Source organism: Vibrio barjaei (assembly GCF_001639065.2).
Taxonomy (GTDB): Bacteria; Pseudomonadota; Gammaproteobacteria; order Enterobacterales; family Vibrionaceae; genus Vibrio; species Vibrio barjaei.
In genome coordinates this window covers 196,118-215,420 of sequence record NZ_LQXO02000006.1, presented here as the reverse complement: position 1 = coordinate 215,420, position 19,303 = coordinate 196,118, and the positions used below count along the sequence as shown (strand labels likewise).

The 19,303-nt window shown below is 45.4% G+C and carries 18 protein-coding genes; 11 read left to right on the top strand and 7 right to left on the bottom strand.

The window, feature by feature from the left end:
* Positions 1-224 precede the first annotated feature (224 nt).
* Complete coding sequence (gene rne, locus AWH66_RS03625) at positions 225-3,188, top strand: ribonuclease E (protein ID WP_063605834.1); 2,964 nt, start codon at positions 225-227, stop codon at positions 3,186-3,188.
* Positions 3,189-3,519: 331 nt separating this feature from the next.
* Positions 3,520-5,079, top strand: a complete 1,560-nt coding sequence (locus tag AWH66_RS03620) for a SulP family inorganic anion transporter (RefSeq protein WP_063605672.1) — start codon at positions 3,520-3,522, stop codon at positions 5,077-5,079.
* Between the two features lie 36 nt (positions 5,080-5,115).
* Here AWH66_RS03620 and AWH66_RS03615 read toward each other — a convergent pair whose 3' ends face one another.
* Entirely contained in the window at positions 5,116-5,400 is a 285-nt protein-coding gene (locus AWH66_RS03615) for a YeaC family protein (RefSeq protein ID WP_031494478.1), read from the bottom strand.
* 142 nt (positions 5,401-5,542) lie between these two features.
* On the opposite strand from AWH66_RS03615, the gene AWH66_RS03610 reads away from it, so the two are divergent.
* A complete protein-coding gene (locus AWH66_RS03610) occupies positions 5,543-6,358 on the top strand; it encodes a DUF2989 domain-containing protein (RefSeq protein ID WP_063605673.1) in 816 nt (271 codons plus the stop codon).
* A gap of 84 nt (positions 6,359-6,442) precedes the next feature.
* On the opposite strand, the gene msrB is transcribed toward AWH66_RS03610, so the two are convergent.
* Complete coding sequence (gene msrB / locus AWH66_RS03605; protein WP_063605835.1) at positions 6,443-6,844, bottom strand: peptide-methionine (R)-S-oxide reductase MsrB; 402 nt, start codon at positions 6,842-6,844, stop codon at positions 6,443-6,445.
* Positions 6,845-7,206: 362 nt separating this feature from the next.
* Between msrB and gap the strand changes: the two genes are divergently transcribed.
* The 6 genes from gap to AWH66_RS03575 all read left to right on the top strand — a co-directional run bounded on the left by gap (position 7,207) and on the right by AWH66_RS03575 (position 13,644).
* A complete protein-coding gene (gene gap, locus AWH66_RS03600; protein ID WP_004748683.1) occupies positions 7,207-8,202 on the top strand; it encodes a type I glyceraldehyde-3-phosphate dehydrogenase in 996 nt (331 codons plus the stop codon).
* 144 nt (positions 8,203-8,346) lie between these two features.
* Entirely contained in the window at positions 8,347-9,231 is an 885-nt protein-coding gene (locus AWH66_RS03595; RefSeq protein ID WP_063605674.1) for a D-hexose-6-phosphate mutarotase, read from the top strand.
* Positions 9,232-9,301: 70 nt separating this feature from the next.
* Positions 9,302-10,114 (top strand): 23S rRNA (guanine(745)-N(1))-methyltransferase, encoded by an 813-nt coding sequence (gene rlmA / locus AWH66_RS03590; protein WP_063605675.1) that lies wholly within the window; start codon positions 9,302-9,304, stop codon positions 10,112-10,114.
* A gap of 104 nt (positions 10,115-10,218) precedes the next feature.
* On the top strand, positions 10,219-11,169 hold the full coding sequence (locus AWH66_RS03585) for a ChaN family lipoprotein (RefSeq protein ID WP_063605676.1): 951 nt from the start codon (positions 10,219-10,221) through the stop codon (positions 11,167-11,169).
* Between the two features lie 143 nt (positions 11,170-11,312).
* Complete coding sequence (locus AWH66_RS03580) at positions 11,313-11,678, top strand: hypothetical protein (RefSeq protein WP_063605677.1); 366 nt, start codon at positions 11,313-11,315, stop codon at positions 11,676-11,678.
* 91 nt (positions 11,679-11,769) lie between these two features.
* Positions 11,770-13,644, top strand: a complete 1,875-nt coding sequence (locus AWH66_RS03575) for a BCCT family transporter (protein ID WP_063605678.1) — start codon at positions 11,770-11,772, stop codon at positions 13,642-13,644.
* A gap of 37 nt (positions 13,645-13,681) precedes the next feature.
* Here AWH66_RS03575 and AWH66_RS03570 read toward each other — a convergent pair whose 3' ends face one another.
* Positions 13,682-14,119 carry a YcgN family cysteine cluster protein gene (locus AWH66_RS03570; protein ID WP_006071312.1) on the bottom strand — a complete coding sequence of 146 codons (438 nt, stop codon included), beginning with the start codon at positions 14,117-14,119 and terminating at the stop codon, positions 13,682-13,684.
* Between the two features lie 159 nt (positions 14,120-14,278).
* On the opposite strand from AWH66_RS03570, the gene AWH66_RS03565 reads away from it, so the two are divergent.
* Both AWH66_RS03565 and aqpZ read left to right on the top strand, forming a co-directional pair.
* A complete protein-coding gene (locus AWH66_RS03565; RefSeq protein ID WP_063605679.1) occupies positions 14,279-14,527 on the top strand; it encodes a YkgJ family cysteine cluster protein in 249 nt (82 codons plus the stop codon).
* A 77-nt stretch (positions 14,528-14,604) separates the two neighbouring features.
* Positions 14,605-15,300: an aquaporin Z gene (aqpZ, locus tag AWH66_RS03560; RefSeq protein WP_063605680.1), complete on the top strand. Its 696-nt coding sequence runs from the start codon at positions 14,605-14,607 to the stop codon at positions 15,298-15,300.
* Positions 15,301-15,369: 69 nt separating this feature from the next.
* Here aqpZ and recR read toward each other — a convergent pair whose 3' ends face one another.
* From recR to apt, 4 genes are all read right to left on the bottom strand, one after another.
* The gene (gene recR, locus AWH66_RS03555; protein WP_063605681.1) at positions 15,370-15,969 is read right to left on the bottom strand and encodes a recombination mediator RecR; all 600 of its coding nucleotides are present in this window, start codon (positions 15,967-15,969) and stop codon (positions 15,370-15,372) included.
* Positions 15,970-15,991: 22 nt separating this feature from the next.
* Entirely contained in the window at positions 15,992-16,321 is a 330-nt protein-coding gene (locus AWH66_RS03550; RefSeq protein WP_006071316.1) for a YbaB/EbfC family nucleoid-associated protein, read from the bottom strand.
* A gap of 110 nt (positions 16,322-16,431) precedes the next feature.
* On the bottom strand, positions 16,432-18,615 hold the full coding sequence (dnaX, locus tag AWH66_RS03545; protein ID WP_063605682.1) for a DNA polymerase III subunit gamma/tau: 2,184 nt from the start codon (positions 18,613-18,615) through the stop codon (positions 16,432-16,434).
* A gap of 13 nt (positions 18,616-18,628) precedes the next feature.
* Positions 18,629-19,174, bottom strand: coding sequence for an adenine phosphoribosyltransferase (gene apt / locus AWH66_RS03540; protein WP_063605683.1), 546 nt, complete (start codon positions 19,172-19,174; stop codon positions 18,629-18,631).
* Positions 19,175-19,303: the final 129 nt, after the last annotated feature.

The following is a 19,303-nucleotide window of genomic DNA, read 5'->3' as shown; positions in this document are numbered from 1 at the left end:
CGCTAAGACTTCCTTGTCACCTACTCACGTAATCGTGTTGAGTATCACCGCCACATATGCGGAGCACACAGCGAAAGTTCTGTGTGAAGACTGTAGTGCCCAAGAGCATCCCTTCCAGCCGGGAGGCTGCATTTTACAAAGCCATGGGATCCGGCACCACGACTTACGAAAACTGTGACAAGAGCACTGATGAAAACAAAGAAAATACAACGAGAATTTCTGTAATGAAAAGAATGTTAATCAACGCAACTCAAAAAGAAGAGTTGCGTGTCGCTTTGGTCGATGGCCAGCGACTATTCGATCTTGATATCGAAAGTCCAGGTCACGAATCTAAAAAAGCGAATATCTACAAAGGACGTATCACTCGAGTTGAGCCTAGCCTAGAGGCCGCTTTTGTTGACTACGGTGCCGAACGCCACGGCTTCCTCCCTCTCAAAGAAATTGCACGCGAATACTTCCCTGAAGGCTACACCTACCAAGGTCGCCCAAGCATTAAAGATGTCTTGAGCGAAGGCCAAGAAGTGATCGTGCAAGTTGAGAAAGAGGAACGCGGTAGCAAAGGTGCTGCATTGACAACCTTCATCTCTCTAGCAGGTAGTTACTTAGTACTGATGCCTAACAACCCTCGTGCTGGCGGTATTTCTCGTCGCATTGAAGGTGAAGAGCGTACAGAGCTAAAAGCTGCCTTGAGCACTCTAGAACTACCACAAGGTATGGGCCTAATCGTTCGTACTGCGGGCGTGGGCAAAAGTGCAGAAGAGCTGGAGTGGGATTTGCGTTTCCTCCTAAACAACTGGGAAAACATTAAGGGTGCAGCAGACCAAAACCCTGCTCCGTTCTTAATCCACCAAGAAAGTAACGTTATCGTTCGTGCACTTCGTGACTACTTACGTCGCGATATTGGCGAGATCTTAATTGATAGCAATACCATCTATGAGCGTGCTCGTCAGCACATTCAACTGGTTCGCCCAGACTTTGTGAACCGAGTGAAGAAATACGAAGGTGAAGTACCGCTATTTAGTCACTATCAGATTGAAAGCCAGATCGAGTCAGCGTTCCAACGCGAAGTGAGGCTTCCATCTGGTGGTTCTATCGTTATTGACCCAACTGAAGCACTTACTTCTATCGATATCAACTCTGCCCGCGCTACCAAAGGCAGCGATATCGAAGAAACTGCACTGAATACTAACCTTGAAGCAGCAGATGAAATTGCTCGTCAGCTACGCCTTCGTGACCTAGGTGGTCTCGTCGTTATCGACTTTATCGATATGACACCTGTGCGCCACCAACGTGAGGTTGAGAATCGTCTACGCGAAGCAGTGCGAATTGATCGCGCTCGTGTTCAAATAGGTCGTATTTCTCGTTTTGGTCTACTAGAAATGTCTCGTCAACGCTTGAGCCCATCTTTGGCTGAAGCAAGTCATCACATTTGCCCTCGTTGTACTGGTACGGGTGTGGTGCGTGATAACGAGTCATTAGCACTATCAGTACTTCGTCTCATCGAAGAAGAAGCCTTGAAAGACAACACGTCTCAAGCTCTTGCCATCGTGCCAGTGCCAATTGCTTCTTACCTACTAAACGAAAAACGTCGCTCCATTAACCACATTGAGCGCGTACAAGATGTTAAGATCACTATTGTTCCTGATTCTGATATGGAAACACCTCACTTTGAGGTAATCCGTGTTCGTGAAGGTGAAGAACAAGACCTGTTGTCATACCTGCTACCTAAAAAGCTAGAAGCACTTAAAGAGGCTGAAGCTAAGGAAGCCGAAGTTGAGGCTAAACCGCGTAAGATTGAGCAGCCTGCACTGCAAGGTTTTGCAACGCCTACTCAAAACGCCCCGACTCCAGCTCCTAAGCCAAGTAAGCCTGCTAAGGTAGAAACGAAGAAAGAAGAGAAACAGCCAGGTCTGATTTCTCGCATCCTTTCTGCTATCGGTTCACTTTTCTCTTCAAATGAAGAGCCTGTGAAAGAGCCAGAGAAGAAAGAAGAAGCACCTAAAAATCGCAATGGCAGACAGCGTCGTAATCGAAACAACGATCAACGTCGTCGTAATAATAAAGATTCTCGCGATAATGATCGTAACAAGAATCGCCGTAACAAACCTGCTCGTGACGAAGAGAAAGAGTCTATCGACAATGCTCAAGAGTCACGCAAACAGCAAAATCGTCGCGGTAAGCAGCAAGATCGTCGTAATAAAAAACGCGATGAAGCAAGCGGCAAATCAAAAGTAGAAGAGCAAGGTCAACAAATCGCAGCTGATGTTCAAGCTGAGAAAAAAGCACCTCGTTCTGAAGAAAAAGCGGCGAAAGTTAAAGAGCGCCGTCAGCGTCGTAAGCTTTCTAAGCAAGTGCGCGTAAAAGATCAAAAAGCACAACAGGAAGAGCAAGCTACTCAGGTTGTGCCTGTTGAGACAGCTCAAACTGCAGTAGAAAAGCCTCAAGCACCTGAAGCAGCAACAGAAGCTCCAGCGAAAGAGGAAGGTAAACAACGTCGTAACCGTCGTTCGCCTCGTCACTTACGTGCAAGTGGTCAACGTCGTCGTCGTGGTCGCGATCGTCGCCCTAACCCATTCCGCCTACGCAAGGGTGGTGTAGCTTCTCCTGAAATGGCGATGGGTAAAGTAATGCCGAGCTATGGCATTGTGAAACCTAAGGCAAAAGCGAAACCTGAAGCGGAAGTTAAAGAGTTAGTCACAACTACCGGTGTTGCTATGCCTGAGATGGCAATGGGTAAGGTTATCGTAATGCGTAAGCCTGAAGCTATTGAAGCACCTGCTGTCACAGAACCTAAGGTTGAGCAAGCGGTCGTTGAAGCAGCAGTTGAGCCAGTTCAAGTTGTTGCTGAACCAGTTGTGGAAACTGCACCAGCAATCGTTGAGCCTGCCGCAGAAACCGTTGTTGAAACCGAGCCTATGGTTGAAGTCTCAGTAGCGGAAAATGCAGTTGTTGAAGAGCAACCTACTGTCGTGGAGCCTACTCCAGTAAGCCCTGTTGTAGAGAAAGCGACTGTTAGCTTCAAAGGCCACGCGAGTGCACCAATGGCTAAGGCTGAAGGCAAGCAGGAACTTGGTGAAATTATCATCAAAGCTGCACCGGTTAAAGCTGAGCGCTACCAACAGAAAGGTGCGGGCAGCCAAGTTGCCACTAATTCTGCATCAGCAGAAATGACAAAACCTAACTACTAGTTCGTAGAGTAGAAAGGAAAAATTGAAAAGGCTGCGAATATCGCAGCCTTTTTTATTATTGAGGAATAGTCGGCGGAAATTGCAGACATAAGATGCTACTTGGCATAGAAACACTTTCTTTCAATATTGAAGTTTTGTTCACATTTCTGTAGCATGCCGAGCTTTGATTATTTCATCAACAATGCGCCATATCTATGTCATATAGAAAATGGATAATGACGACGAATCATTTTCACCTATGCTATTCATATAGCAATTCTACACTTTGAACGTCTCAATTTGCGCTGGATGAAATCCATATAAATCCAACAACATAAGTAAGCACAATTACATGTTTGAATTTCCACAGTTTTCCAAGCACTCGGTAAAAAACGATGTTCTATCCGGCCTTACCGTTGCGTTGGCATTAGTGCCAGAAGCGGTTGCTTTTGCGTTCGTTGCCGGTGTTGACCCAATGGTTGGCCTATACGCCGCGTTTATCGTCGGTTTAGTCACTTCTATCTTCGGTGGCCGTCCGGGCATGATCTCTGGCGCTACAGGCGCAATGGCTGTAGTAATGGTCAGCCTAGTAGCAACTCACGGAGTACAATATCTCTTTGCCGCTATTATGCTTGCAGGTCTACTACAAATCAGTGCAGGTTTATTTAAATTGGGTAAATTCATTCGCATGGTACCCCACCCTGTTATGATCGGCTTCGTTAACGGCCTTGCGATCGTTATCTTCTTAGCACAGCTTGGACAATTTAAAGCCCCCGACCTTTCAGGCGCCTTAACTTGGCTACCTCAAGATCAAATGATGCTGATGCTTGGATTAGTTGCGTTGACTATGGGTATTATTCACTTTCTACCTAAGCTAACTACCGCCGTTCCATCATCGTTAGTTGCTATCGTGACTGTTACCTTATTGGTTCAGGGTCTTGGTTTGGATACACGCACTGTTGTCGATTTTCTGCGCTCGATGTCGGGTGATATGAACGCGACATTGGCGGGCTCTCTGCCAGAATTCTCTATCCCAGCGGTTCCATTGACGCTTGAAACCCTACAGATCATTCTGCCATACGCTATTATTTTGGCGGCAATAGGCTTAATCGAGTCACTATTAACACTGACCGTGCTTGATGAAATGACCAATACACGTGGACAATCTAACCGTGAATGTGTAGGTCAGGGTCTAGCAAACGTAACCTGTTCGGTGTTTGGTGCGATGGGTGGCTGTGCCATGATCGGCCAGTCAATGATCAACGTGAACTCTGGTGGTCGTGGCCGTTTGTCAGGTATCGTTGCAGCTGTTGCACTACTAATGTTTATTCTGTTTGCAGCAGCACTTATCGAAATGATTCCGTTAGCCGCACTAGTAGGCGTAATGTTTATGGTTGTGATTGGGACGTTCGAATGGGCGACCTTTAAGCTTGCACGCCGTGTACCTAAACAAGATTTCTTTGTTATTGTGCTGGTTACGGTAGTTACCGTTCTGACTGACCTTGCCGTAGCGGTTGCTGTGGGTGTCGTTGTCTCTGCGCTTATGTTCGCTTGGGAACACGCAAAACACATCTACGCAAGTAGCAGCATCAATGCTGAAGGCTCTAAAGAGTACCAAGTAAACGGACCTATCTTTTTCGGCTCTGCGGCAAACTTCCTAGAGTTGTTTGATGCTAAGAACGACCCAGTAGATGTCATCGTTGATTTTGCCAACTCGCGCGTTACAGACCACTCGGCTATTGAAGCAATCGAGACGTTAGCAGAACGTTATGCAGCGGTAGGTAAAACACTTCACTTAAGGCACTTAAGTCCTGACTGCCGCGCACTGTTACAAAAAGCCGGCAGCTTAGTCGAAATCAATGTCAAAGAAGATCCGAGCTACAAAGTTGCAACGGACGTACTTGCTGGCTAACAAAAAGTAAAATAAAAGGGGCTCATCGCCCCTTTTTTATTCGTTACTCACTTTAACTCTCATTATGTCTTGCTGTTCCGCACTGAATTGTTTTTTTAGCTCAGCTTTGCTTTTAAAGCTAATTTCGCCCCCTGCGGCGACCGACATATGCTGAGGGTCTACATTATGCTTCGATTGATAAAGCATTACCGCTTGCATACAAGAGTCTCTTTGGTCTTGAGATAATCTACTACCTTCTGGCCAGCGACCAGTTTCAGTGGCATACAGAAGTCTCTCATAAACATCCGGAGTCATGGCTTCTAAGAGTTGTTCTACGTCCATACTGAACCTTCTTTTTGCTTGAACTTTCAGACCCGCTAAATTTCGGTTCTGAGAGGTTAATTCGTTACTCGAACCATAACGTGATGATACACTGAGTCAAGTTGAGTACGACAAATCAGTGTAATTGATCACAAGTAGTAGAATGAAATTACCTTATCTCCTATCCGTCTTAGTAGCCACTTCACTTTTATCCGGCTGTTTTGAAACTCGCAAGAACACAGATCAACTCTGCGAAAACCAGCCCAGTTTGAACTGTTCTTCACTAAACATAAACGATGGTCAATGCCGAATCGCGAGAACAGACCTTATTTGGCATCGCTCTGAGATGCTTGACGATCCTAGTGAAAAGAATCAAGTCAAAGACTATCACCTGCTCAAGGCATATCGAAAGTGTCTAGAGTTAGCATCTCAAATCCAGCCAATTGAACAGGCCGACCTCAAAGCAAAAAGATTTAACGCTCTGATGTATTCGATAGAAGAACAAAAACGAATCACTCGAGAATTAGCGAGCTCCACTTCTCCAGAAACGCTCTATTTTCTTTGGAGCGAAACGGGAAGCCAAGCAGCTAAACGTCGTTTTTTAGCCATGGAAGATACCGGCGTACTTGACACCTCTTCCATGCAATATGCACTCGCCACCTACTATATTTCACGAGATAAGCAAAAAACCTATCAACTATTAAATCGCTCTCTAGAGCTTTCAGCAGGTGGAAAACACGTCAACAAAGAAGTGATTAAGTCTTTAGCGAGCGTAACTCAAAACCTTGATCTCCCAAAGCAATCCTATCTTTGGGCGATGGTTGGTAAAGAGTTTGACGTACCTATCGCTTCAAACGACGAACTCAGGTTGCTTTTTGGGTTAACGGAAGAGGAGTATCGCTCTCTCAATGAGCAGGCAAAAACTGTCGCGAAAGCTATTGATAACGGAAAATATACGAGAGACTTAGTGCTTCAGTAGTTAGCTAAATTATTGAAAGTAAAAACGGGCCCCACTAATGGGGCCCGTTTTTATTTCTACAAAATGAAAGAATGGTACATAGAATCAGTCAGATACATCACTACTTTCGCTTTTGTTGAAAATTAACGACACAGAGTTGACACAATACCTTTGCCCCGTGGTTTTGGGACCATCTTCAAAAACATGGCCCAAATGGCTGTCACACGCCTTACATCTAATCTCTATTCGCTGCATACCATGGCTTATATCTTCCAAAAATCGAATAGCTTCATCATCAACAGGCGCATCAAAACTAGGCCAACCACAGCCTGAATCATACTTACTCTCAGAATTAAAAAGTGGCGCTTCACAGCAAGTACAGTGGTATAAGCCAGTATCACGGTTGTGTAGTAGAGTACCGCTAAAAGGCGCTTCAGTTCCCTGCTGTCGACACACACGGTATTGTTCATCATTTAGGGTCTCACGCCAGTAATCATCGGGCTTCATCGCGTTTTTATTTTCACCACTCACGACCTTTACACTCCCTTTTTTATTGTCTACATTTTATACACGCTATATATCATACGTATAGCAAACTTGGTTGTAGCACATTGTTGTCAATTTCCAACCAAGCTGTATCAGTTATGTTAACTTACCTTGCTTACAAGGTTAAATACATAACTAAAACTATTACAGAGTCTCTATCAAAGTTCAAAAAAACGTCATTTAATACCGAATGTTAAGAAAAGCGACACTTTTTTTTGACTTTAAACAAATTAATTCCGATTATCTATTGAAGTTAGTGACTGGATTCTGTAATTTTACTACCAGTTATCTTTAAACAGAAATTAAGTTGTGGAGCAACTATAATGACTATCAAAGTAGGTATTAACGGTTTTGGCCGTATCGGTCGTTTCGTATTTCGTGCAGCGCAAGAGCGCAACGACATCGAAGTAGTAGGTATCAACGATCTAATCGACGTTGAGTACATGGCATACATGCTTAAGTACGATTCAACTCACGGCCGTTTCAACGGTACTGTTGAAGTTGAAGGCGGTAACCTAATCGTTAACGGCAAAACTGTACGTGTAACTGCAGAGCGCAACCCAGAAGATCTAAAATGGGATGCTATCGATGTTGACGTAGTAGCAGAAGCAACTGGTCTTTTCCTAACTGACGAGACTGCACGTAAGCACATCACTGCTGGCGCGAAGAAAGTTGTTCTGACTGGTCCTTCTAAAGACGCTACTCCAATGTTCGTAATGGGCGTTAACCAAGACACTTACGCTGGTCAAGACATCGTTTCTAACGCTTCTTGTACTACTAACTGTCTAGCGCCTATCGCTAAAGTTCTTAACGACGAGTTCGGTATCGAATCTGGTCTTATGACTACAGTTCACGCTACTACAGCTACTCAAAAAACTGTAGACGGTCCTTCTGCTAAAGACTGGCGCGGTGGTCGTGGTGCTTCTCAGAACATCATCCCATCTTCAACTGGTGCTGCTAAAGCTGTAGGCGTTGTTCTTCCAGAACTAAACGGCAAACTAACTGGTATGGCTTTCCGCGTACCAACTGCTAACGTTTCTGTAGTTGACCTAACTGTTAACCTTAAGAACGGTGCATCTTACGAAGCTATCTGTGCAGCTATGAAAGCAGCATCTGAAGGCGCTCTTAAAGGTGTTCTAGGTTACACTGAAGACCAAGTTGTTTCTCAAGATTTCATCGGTGAAGTTCAAACTTCAGTATTCGATGCTAAAGCTGGTATCGCTCTAACTGACAACTTCGTTAAAGTTGTATCTTGGTACGACAACGAAATCGGTTACTCAAACAAAGTTCTAGACCTAATCGCTCACATCTCTAAGTAATGTAAGCTTTTAGCTGAATATTTGTATTAAGGCGACTCATTGGGTCGCCTTTTTTGTATCTGTTTCTGGGTTCAATATCACCTGGGAATGTCAAACATTGCCCACCCCTAGGAACCAGAAACTCACACCTAGGAGTTACAATCTATGGACTTGTCTACGCTACCAGCTTTAACTGTACTTTCTGACTGCGTAACGACTGCTAAGCTAGGCGACAATACGATCGTTCGTATCAACCACCCGAAGGCAACTGCTGCGATTTCCCTTCATGGCGGTCATATCATCTCGTTCAAGCCCTCTAATCAAGAAGAGTTGATTTGGATGAGCAAAGACGCGGTCTACGACAATAAAGCTGCACTACGAGGTGGCATCCCTATTTGCTGGCCTTGGTTTGGTCGCGTTGCTGCCCCCGCTCATGGGTTTGCGCGCAACAGTGCTTGGACGCTAATCGAGCACCGTGAAAACGATGCTGGTGTCATTGTAAGCTTGGGGTTATCTGACAACGACCAAACGCGCGAAATTTGGCCACACCGCTTCCAACTCGTTTTAAACGTAGAAGTATCTGAAACACTCACCGCTACTCTCAACGTAACCAACACCGATTCGGCTGCGTGGAAGTTCTCCGGTGCACTGCATACCTATCTAAGCATCGGTGACATTCATAACATGGAAGTCACCGGGATGGGCCCAACTTATATTGATGGCCTACAACAAGGTAAAGTGTGTCAGGGTGGCGAAATGCTGGCTCTAACCGATACTATCGATCGTGTTTACACCGAGCCGAGCAAAGAAATTGTGCTTCACGATAATGCATTAGTTCGACAACTCTCCGTCATCAATGACGGTGACAATTCAGCAGTCCTTTGGAATCCTTGGGAAGCAGGCGCGAAGTCGATGGGTGACATGAACGATGATGGCTACTTAACTATGTTCTGTATAGAGTCCACATTACACGCTAAGACACTAGAAGCGGGACAGGAGCTTAACCCTGGTGACACTTACCAGCTCGCAACCACTCTTTCGATAAAGTAAATCGCCTGAGCTAATTGCTTCCAATCAATGATATGGTTAGACTTACGAAAATTTTCGTCGAGTCTAACCTATGTCCTATCAATGTCCGCTCTGTCAGCAATCGTTATCCCTTAATGAGCGTAGTTTTCGCTGCGAAAACAACCATCAGTTCGACTTGGCAAAAGAAGGTTATGTCAACCTCATGCCTGTGCAGCACAAGCGCTCAAAAGATCCTGGCGACAATAAAGAGATGATGCAGGCACGACGTACTTTTCTTGAGCACGACCTGTACGCACCTATGCGTCAGCAAGTTGTGGAAACTCTAGCCAAACTCGTAGACCATGGCACTGTTCTCGATATCGGCTGTGGAGAAGGTTATTACACCAGCTTTTTTCAACAATACCTAGCTGAAAGGGACAAAACGTTAGACTTTTATGGACTCGATATTTCCAAAGTAGCGGTTCGATACGGCGCAAAACGCTACCCAAACGTCAACTTTTGCGTTGCCTCAAGTCATAAACTGCCCTTCTCTGAAAACAGTCTAGCTGCTGTGGTTCGAATTTACGCACCTTGCAAACACGATGAGTTACTTCGCTGTATTGAAGATCAAGGTATCATGCTGACCGTAACGCCAGGTAGTCACCATTTATATGAACTTAGGGCGCTGATCTATCAAGATGTTCGTTTACATGATGAAACGGCAGAGCAAATTGAAGGCTTCGAACTTTTGTCAGAATCTAAGCTAGACTATGAAATGAACCTTAGTGGACAACAAGCGTATGATTTATTGCAGATGACACCATTTGCTTGGAAAGCGACAGACGAAGTAAGGTCAAACCTAAAATCACAAGCATCGTTTCAATGTCGCGCTGATTTCTTGATTCGAGCCTACCGTAAAATGTAATGAGATTTATTTTCAATTAGATTGAGTCCACGTTCAATCTCTATTACCATTACGGTTCCAAGATAGCCTTCCAATGAAGGCTATTTTTATAGAGAGAACAGACTATGAAAGCATTACCCATTCTCATATCACTCGCCCTTCTATCGGGTTGTACCACGACAAAAAACTCACCTGAATACTCGGCTATAAAACCTGATAAGATCGCTTCATTTTACGATTACCAATTGGCCAGCCCGACTGGTGAATCTATCAGCCTGAACACTTTACCTGAGTCGATATTGAACGCCGATGTTATCCTAGTTGGGGAATGGCATACCCATGCGGGCATTCACCGATTTCAAACCGATCTTCTGAAAGAACTCATTAATAACAACCCTGACACTGCGCTTTCTATGGAACAGTTTACCCGTGACAAGCAGTCTGTAGTTGATGACTATCTCGCTTCCCAAATTGGCGAGCAGATCTTAATTAAACAAGGAGGAGCTTGGCCAAATTACGAAAGTGACTACCGCCCACTCGTAGAGTTAGCTAAGGATTCAGATATCGACATCATTGCAAGCAACGCACCGAAATCCATCGTCCGCTGTATTGGTCGTCAGGGGGTTGGCTACTTAGATAAACTGGATGAACAAGAACGCTCGCGGGTCGCTACAACGATAGATACGTCAAATTCACCGTACAAAGAAAAGTTCATGGCCTCTATGCATCACGGTGACATTGAGCAAACGAAGAAACAATACGCTGCTCAACTCGCCTGGGATGCGACCATGGCAGAAAGTATTGTAGACTATATGGCTGCACACCCTGACTCTCAGGTCATGCACATCGCAGGTAAATTTCATACCGAGCAAGCACTAGGAACCGCAACGCAGATCCAGCAATTGAACCCTAACTTGAGTATCGTCGTGATTACGCCAGTAAGTGACATTGCTAGTGCAAGCGAAGACTACCAATTGGAAGTACTACCGCCACCAGAACGTTACATAAAAAGTGAGAACCGAATGAAGGCGTATAAGAATCTAAAAATGCGCAACGATTCACTGGTTTGCAAATAACTCATCAACACTACTTATGACTGGCGCACAAATTGCTTTGTCCTTTGTTAACAGCATCGATCAATCTCTCATTTATAGAAGCTTTTATAAAGTTTTTGCCACATTTGACGATGTATTGATTGATAGCGCTAATGGAGATAGTTATGCAAAGCGTCAATTCAAACCTAATGAGCCATACAAACGCACCTGTTGCGACGGCCACCAAGACGGTAGTAGAAGGTAACACTGCTAACGGCAATACTTTGCCTATGGGCAACGGAGATAGTGTTTCCATCTCACCTCAAGCCAAAGCAATGCTGGAAAAGGAAGTGAGCGAAGACGCCACTAAAGAGAATATCTCAAAAGACGATGACGATAGTGTAGGTAAATCTGTCACATCCTTTGCTCACGGTGCATTAGGTATGGATCATCCAGATGACCTAGAGAAACAAGAAGATAGTTCTTACTCTGCCGGTCAATATGTCTCCGCAGCCGTGACCATAGGTGCTTTGATATTGGCCTTGGCATAACGTCATTTATCCTAACGACAAATAATCCTGTTTGAGGTGGAAACCACATTCACTTGATAATCGATCATCTTTAACTGCATGATCACAATTTATGAATCGACACTTCAAGCTGATTGATAAGCCAACTTTCTTTGGCGCAATCACATTGCTCCTGAGCGTTATCATTCCCCTGATAATGTTCCCTGAACAAGGCGCAAAAATCATCGGGCAAGCCAAGCTCGTTATGACCGATAAGTTTGGCTTCCTGTATCTCGCCCTTGGCCTCGCTGCCCTCTTTTTTATGATATTCATCATTTTTAGCGATATTGGTCAGATTAAACTAGGCGAACCTGACGAAGCACCAGAGTTTGCAACGTCTTCTTGGGCTGCCATGCTGTTTTGCGGCGGTATCGGTGCCAGTATTCTCTACTGGGGGTGTATTGAGTGGGCTTATTATTATCAAGCGCCACCTTTTCAACTAGAAGCGGGAAGTGAAGAAGCGGTTCGCTGGGCGGCAACATATGGCATTTTCCACTGGGGACCCATTGCATGGGCCATCTACCTGATCCCTGCGCTACCTATCGCTTATTTCTTCTACGTACGTAAGCAGCCTGCACTGAAAGTATCCAGCGCCTTGATCCCAGTCATTGGCGAGAAACACACAAATGGTGCACTCGGTAAACTGATTGATGTGCTTTTCATCTTTGGTCTATTAGGTGGTGCGGCGACGACATTAGGACTTGCAGCCCCGCTTATCAGCGAGGGCTTGAGCGTCTTATTCGGACTACCACAAAACACCTATTCACAAATCGGCGTATTAGCTATCTGTACCGCGATTTTCGCCTACTCTTCATTTGCGGGGATGGAGAAAGGCATTAAGATCCTCAGTAACATCAACTTCTGGGGTGCGATGCTGCTTCTTGCTTTAGTGTTAGTTTTGGGTCCAACTATTTTTATTCTTGAGACGGGTCTAGATTCAATCGGTCGAATGATGTCCAACTTCTTTGTGATGGCAACGTGGGCTGAGCCATTTGGTGGCTACGGCACATTTGACAACACTCACTTCCCACAAGATTGGACTATTTTCTACTGGGCATGGTGGTTAGTGTTCGCGCCGAGTATGGGCTTGTTTGTCGCACGCATTTCTCGCGGTCGCACCATCAAACAGATGGTCGCAGGTTCATTGTTTTTTGGTTCATGTGGTTGCTTCCTATTTTTCATCATCTTAGGAAACTACGGCCTATCACTACAACTATCCGGACAGCTTGATATTGTCGCAATTTTAAACGAGTTTGGTGCAACAAAAGCCATCTTTTCTATGTTGTCAGAACTCCCATTTGCTTGGTTTATCATTCTGTTGTTTACCCTGCTGTGTATCATCTTTACTGCAACAACATTCGACTCAATCTCCTACATCTTGGCGTCTGTGGTTCAAAAAGACGTAACACAGGAGCCAATGCGCTGGAACCGCTTATTTTGGGCCTTCACTTTGAGCTTTATGCCTGCTGTTCTCATGTTCTTAGGTGGTTTGAGCACACTGCAAACTGCTGCAATCGTTGGCGGGCTGCCTCTACTCGGTATTGCAGTTATGTTGATGATTTCTGCGGTCAAAGCCACAACGTTGGACATTCGTCACCAAGAAGATTATGTAGAGCCAACAATTAACATAGAAGAGCTGCCAGAGTTTGATCCTTGGTCAAATGAAGGCGTAGCACTAGCTAACTTTGAAAAGTGTCGTGACGCTGCGCAAATTGCCGCGGATGAAGAGCGCACTGCGCTGCATGCTCTGTTCAAAGTTAAGAAAAAGATTCGCGCTTATGCTTTAGAGCATGCCGATGACACCAGTAAAGCGATTCCACAAGAATTGTTGGACGATTTAGAGGCGAAGCTTCAATTACTCACAGATGCTCAGAACGCGAAAGAGCAGTCCTCACAGGCTGCACAAGATGCGAGAATGAGGTTTACTGAGGTTTGTTCCGCAAGCTAATAGCAACAAAAAAGCAGGCTCAAAGCCTGCTTTTCTATTAACGATTTGGATGGTTGATTATGTGGTCTTCCCAATCCACCACATCAATTTCATACACGACCTTATTGCGAACACTTTCCCCTGCCGCATGCATAGCGGACTTAGAACCCGTGATCAATGGATGCCATTCTGGAAGGGGTTTTCCTTCTGATAACACACGGTATGAGCACGTTTCTGGGAGCCAATTAAACTCGTGAATTTTTTCACGGGTTAGCTTTAGACATTCTTCACCCGATTGGAATCGATTTGGATAATCCTTACACGAACAGGTTTTGCTGTTCAGCCAACTACAAGCCACATTGGTGTAATAGACCTCATCCGAGTCTTCATCCATAAGTTTGTGTAGGCAGCACTTACCACAACCATCACACAATGATTCCCATTGCTGTTCACTCATTTGCTCTAATGGTGTTGTTTCCCAAAATGGACTGGTCATGTGGTATTACCTTCTAAATCTATGGAGGCGTTTTATACCGCTAGTCGGTACAAACTGCAAGTACTCTGTTCGTTCTGGATGCCGTAGCTGTGATTCAATTATGTACAACACCTTTATTTTTGGTAAACTCAGCGCCCTTCAATTTTAAGGCTGCAAAAGATGGATTGTCGACTAGGTTGTGGTGCGTGTTGTATCGCCCCCAGTATTTCTTCCCCTATTCCTGGAATGCCAAACGGCAAACCCAGCGGCGTTCGCTGCATACAACTTGATGAACACAATCTTTGTAAGTTGTTTGGTCAGCCCGAACGACCAAAAGTGTGTCATGCTTTTAAAGCCTGTCCAGACGTGTGTGGCGATACTAATGCTAAAGCATTGGCAAACATCCTAGAGCTTGAACGAATTACCTAATATCTAACGCTAAACTGGCAGTATCAAACCAATAAGCTATGTTGTTAAGACGCACAACATTAAGAATGGTGTTTCTTATGAACAGATATTTAGCTGAGGTATTTGGTACATTCTGGCTAGTACTCGGAGGTTGCGGTTCAGCGGTGTTAGCGGCAGCATTTCCAGATGTAGGTATTGGCTTATTGGGTGTGGCGTTTGCCTTTGGTTTGACTGTGCTCACAATGGCATTTGCTATTGGCCACATTTCTGGGTGTCACTTAAACCCAGCCGTTAGTATCGGCCTTTGGGCCGGTGGTCGCTTCGAAGCCAAAGAGCTACTTCCTTATATCGTTGCTCAAGTCATCGGTGGCTTACTTGCGGGTGGCGTGCTCTATATTATCGCCTCCGGACAAGCCGGATTTGACGCCGCCGCGTCTGGGTTCGCCTCTAATGGTTATGGAGAACACTCTCCAGGGAAGTACTCGTTAACCGCGGCCTTGCTCTGCGAAGTCGTCATGACAGCAATGTTTTTACTGGTCATCATGGGATCTACTGACAAAAGAGCACCGCAAGGCTTCGCCCCTATAGCGATTGGCTTGTGCTTGACTCTGATTCACCTAATCAGTATTCCTGTAACCAACACGTCGGTAAATCCAGCACGCAGTACAGGGGTCGCGCTTTACGTTGGTGATTGGGCTGTCGCACAATTGTGGCTATTCTGGCTGGCACCTATTGTTGGCGCAATCATTGGAGCTTGGGTGTATCGTTCCTTGCTAAGCAGTGATCATGACTAAAGCTAATTTTGAACATAAAAAAGGCGCTAAATGCGCCTTTTCACTATCAATCTTATTTAGCAATCTACTTTAGATTTTTTGTCTGCCCAACAGAGAGTGAGACAACGTCGTTCCATCGACCAGTTCTAACTCACCGCCCACAGGAACGCCATGAGCAATGCGACTTGCTGATACCTTGTGTTCATGACACAGTTCAGCAATGTAGTGCGCGGTTGCTTCACCTTCCACTGTTGGGTTGGTTGCTAGAATGACTTCACCGATATCGCCTTGGCGCAGTCTATAATCAAGAACATCTAATCCAATATCGCTAGGACCGATGCCATCTAATGGCGACAAGTGCCCCATTAGAACAAAATAGCGACCTGAGAATTGCCCCGTTGCTTCTACAGCAGCAATATCAGCAGGACTCTCTACCACACAAAGTTGGCCATTCTCTTTACGCTTAGGATTGCTACAGATATGACAAACTTCTTCTTCGGTAAAGGTACGGCATTCCTGACAATGACCAATTTCAGTCATTGCATTTGAAAGTGCATCCGCTAGCTGAAGACCGCCTTTTCTATCGCGCTGTAACAAATGAAAGGCCATGCGTTGTGCTGACTTGGGACCAACCCCAGGTAGACATCGCAAGGCCTCCATCAAATGCTCCAGCATATGGCTAGTACGCATTAATTGTTCTCTAATCCTTCAATTAGAAAGGCATTTTCATGCCTGGTGGTAGCTGCATTCCACCAGTTACTGACGCCATTTTCTCTTTTTGAGTTTCCTCTACACGACGAGCCGCGTCATTGAACGCCGCTGCGATCAAGTCTTCTAGCATCTCTTTGTCGTCTTCCATAAGGCTTTCATCGATTTCAACACGACGAGTGCTGTGGCTACCTGTGATGGTTACTTTAACAAGGCCAGCACCAGACTCACCTGTTACTTCCATGTTAGCGATTTCTTCTTGAAGCTTTTGCATCTGCTCTTGCATTTGCTGGGCTTGCTTCATCAGGTTGCCCATACCACCTTTACCAAACATAGGGTTCTCTCGGTTTATTCATGTTTCAACTAATAACATGGGGACGCATTCATAGATTGCAACCCCGTATCCTAGCTGTTTACCTCGAGCAAACAACCGGGAAAGTAACTTTATAAAGGTCGAATACTCTCTTCGTCTAGCTCTGCCGCAAACCTTGTAACAATAAACTGAATGTTAGGATCCGCTTGCAAGCTCTTGGCCGCATCAGAAAGCTTGCCTTGATATAACTGCTCACGCAACTCGAGTGGTGTCGTCCCCTCCTCAGAGAGCTCTACCGACAAATGACACTCTTCTCCCAATAAGACATTAAGCCCTGCAAGTAGTTCTGACTGATTTTTGTCAGAATTTAAATGCGCATGCGTAGCACGCAGTCCCAATTGAATGGATGAACCATCTTTTTTGAAGACTGAGTTAAGCGCTAATTGTTGCACTAGTTTGCCAACATCGAGACGTTCAAGCAGTTCAGCCCAAGTGTCTTGCTGAGCAGCTTCTTGCGTGAGTCGCTGCGCCATTTCTGGCGTTTTGATATGTTCAAGAGCCTTTTTAAGCGTAGACGGTTTGACGACAGGCTTCACTTCTTGGGCAACAACATTACCTGTTGGCCGCCATCGATAAGGCTCGTTATCTTTAACCTGCTCGGTATTTGATTTAGCGGCATCTAAACCATTTGACGCACTTGGCGTGCGACCTGGGGTTCTCTGAGCAACGCGCTCTAATACAGAGGCAGATTCAGATGACGCTTTAGGCTTTTTTACAGGAGAGTTTCCTGAATTCGCTTGACCTTGAGAAGCCGATTGTCGTTTCGAACGTAATTGATGACGTAATCCACCCGAAGGTCTTGCAGGCTCGCTGGCAGGTACTGAGCGCTGCGCCTCACCGCGAACAGCATCATTAGCTCCAGTATTTGGAGCGGGCTGGATTTGCTCAGGCGGTTTTTGAGAATACTGCTCTTGACTTGATGGAGGTGCTTGCCATTCACTTTGCGTACTTGGTCGATGTTCGGCCCGTACTTGCTGGTTACCCATCGGCATAGTAGAAGTATCAATATACGGTTCACGCGTACTATCAAACTGAGGCGTCGGTGTGGCATAAGTTTGAGCGTTAGTGTCACTCGACACCTGCTGTGTTGCCATACTTTGTGACGATGACAACGCCGGCTTAGCCACTGCACTTTGATTCGCAACCGTGATTTCATTAGCACTGAGCTGAGTACTTGGCCTAAATGCCAACATACGCAATAGCGTCATTTCAACGGCGACACGTTGCGATGGAGCGAAGGGCAGATCTTGCCGGCCTTTCAGAGCAATTTGATAGTACAGCTGTACATCAGTTGCTTGTAGTGTTCGCGCAAGGTGCTGAATCTTGTCACTGTCGGCAGTTGCGGCATCGATACTAGATGGTAATGCCTGGGCCATCGCGATTCTATGTAACTGCAATGCGAGTTCAGAAAGCAATGTATCCCAATCCACACCATTTTCCGCCAAGTGCTCAAGCTTAGTCATAACTTGATGTGCATCACCCGTAGCCAATGATTCCAGTATTTGAATCGCTTGAGCCGTATCTAATGTCCCCAACATCTGACTGACGACTGGTGTCGACACATTGCCATTTCCTAGCGCGATCGCTTGGTCGGTCAAGCTCAATGCATCACGCATACTGCCGTCAGCAGCATGAGCAAGCAGAGCAAGCGCCCGGTTTTCAGACTGAACTTGTTCCTTCTCAAGAATATGCTCTAGCTGTTGCTGGATATTCTCAACCGTGATCGGCTTGAGGTGGAACTGTAAGCAGCGCGACAGAATGGTCATCGGCAGCTTTTGAGGATCCGTCGTTGCCAGTAAGAACTTCACATACTCCGGTGGCTCTTCAAGCGTTTTAAGCAACGCATTGAAGCTATGACGCGAAAGCATATGAACTTCATCGATCAGGTAAACCTTAAATCGGTTTCTCGCTGGCTTATATTGAACGTTATCTAGAAGCTCTCGAGTATCTTCAACCTTTGTACGAGACGCCGCATCGATCTCAAGCAAGTCAACACTTCGGCCTTCATCAATCTCTATACAAGTCGAACATGTACCACAAGGTGTCGAGGTGATGCCTGTTTCACAGTTTAAACCTTTTGCGAACAAGCGACCTATGGACGTCTTCCCCACACCACGTGTACCACTGAACAAATAAGCATGATGCAGCCTATTCTGGTCTAGTGCATTCTCAAGCGCAGTTAAGACATGGGTTTGTCCAACTACCTCTGAAAATTTTCTTGGTCGCCATTTCCTAGCTAACGCGAGATAACTCATTAAGGTGTCCTAATTAGTGACCTTCAAATTCACACAAGCTATATACTTCAATACCTAGTGCTTCTAAGCGCTTATCTCCACCAATTTCTGGTAGATTGATTACAAATGCAGCGTGAGATACTTCACCACCTAGTTGGCGAATGAGTTTTGTTGTAGCTTCAATCGTGCCACCAGTCGCTAACAGATCATCAACCATCAGGACTTTATCGCCTTCCGAAATAGCGTCTGTGTGGATTTCTAAAGTATCAGTGCCATATTCAAGTTCATACGATTGTGCAACAGTTTCACGTGGCAGCTTACCGGGCTTACGAACTGGAACAAATCCCAGATCTAGCTCAAGCGCTAGAGGTGCCCCAAACAAAAAGCCACGAGCTTCAGTACCAACAATTTTAGTGAAGCCCTGATCTTTGTATTTGTCCACAAGCATCTCTATCGTTGCTTTGTAAGCTGCTGCGTCTTCCATAAGACTCGTTACATCACGAAATAGAATACCTGGCTTTGGGTAATCTGGAATGCTTTTGATGCTTGCTTTGATCTGGGAGATTTTATCGATTGTCATAGTATTGGTCTCTGGAAAGGTCTTTATATGCCTGACGATCAGAGTACGCTGTCGCGAATAGTCACGAGCACGTTCATTCTGTAGGTATAAATTAAAACGCCCACATTAAGCGTGGGCACACAACCTTCA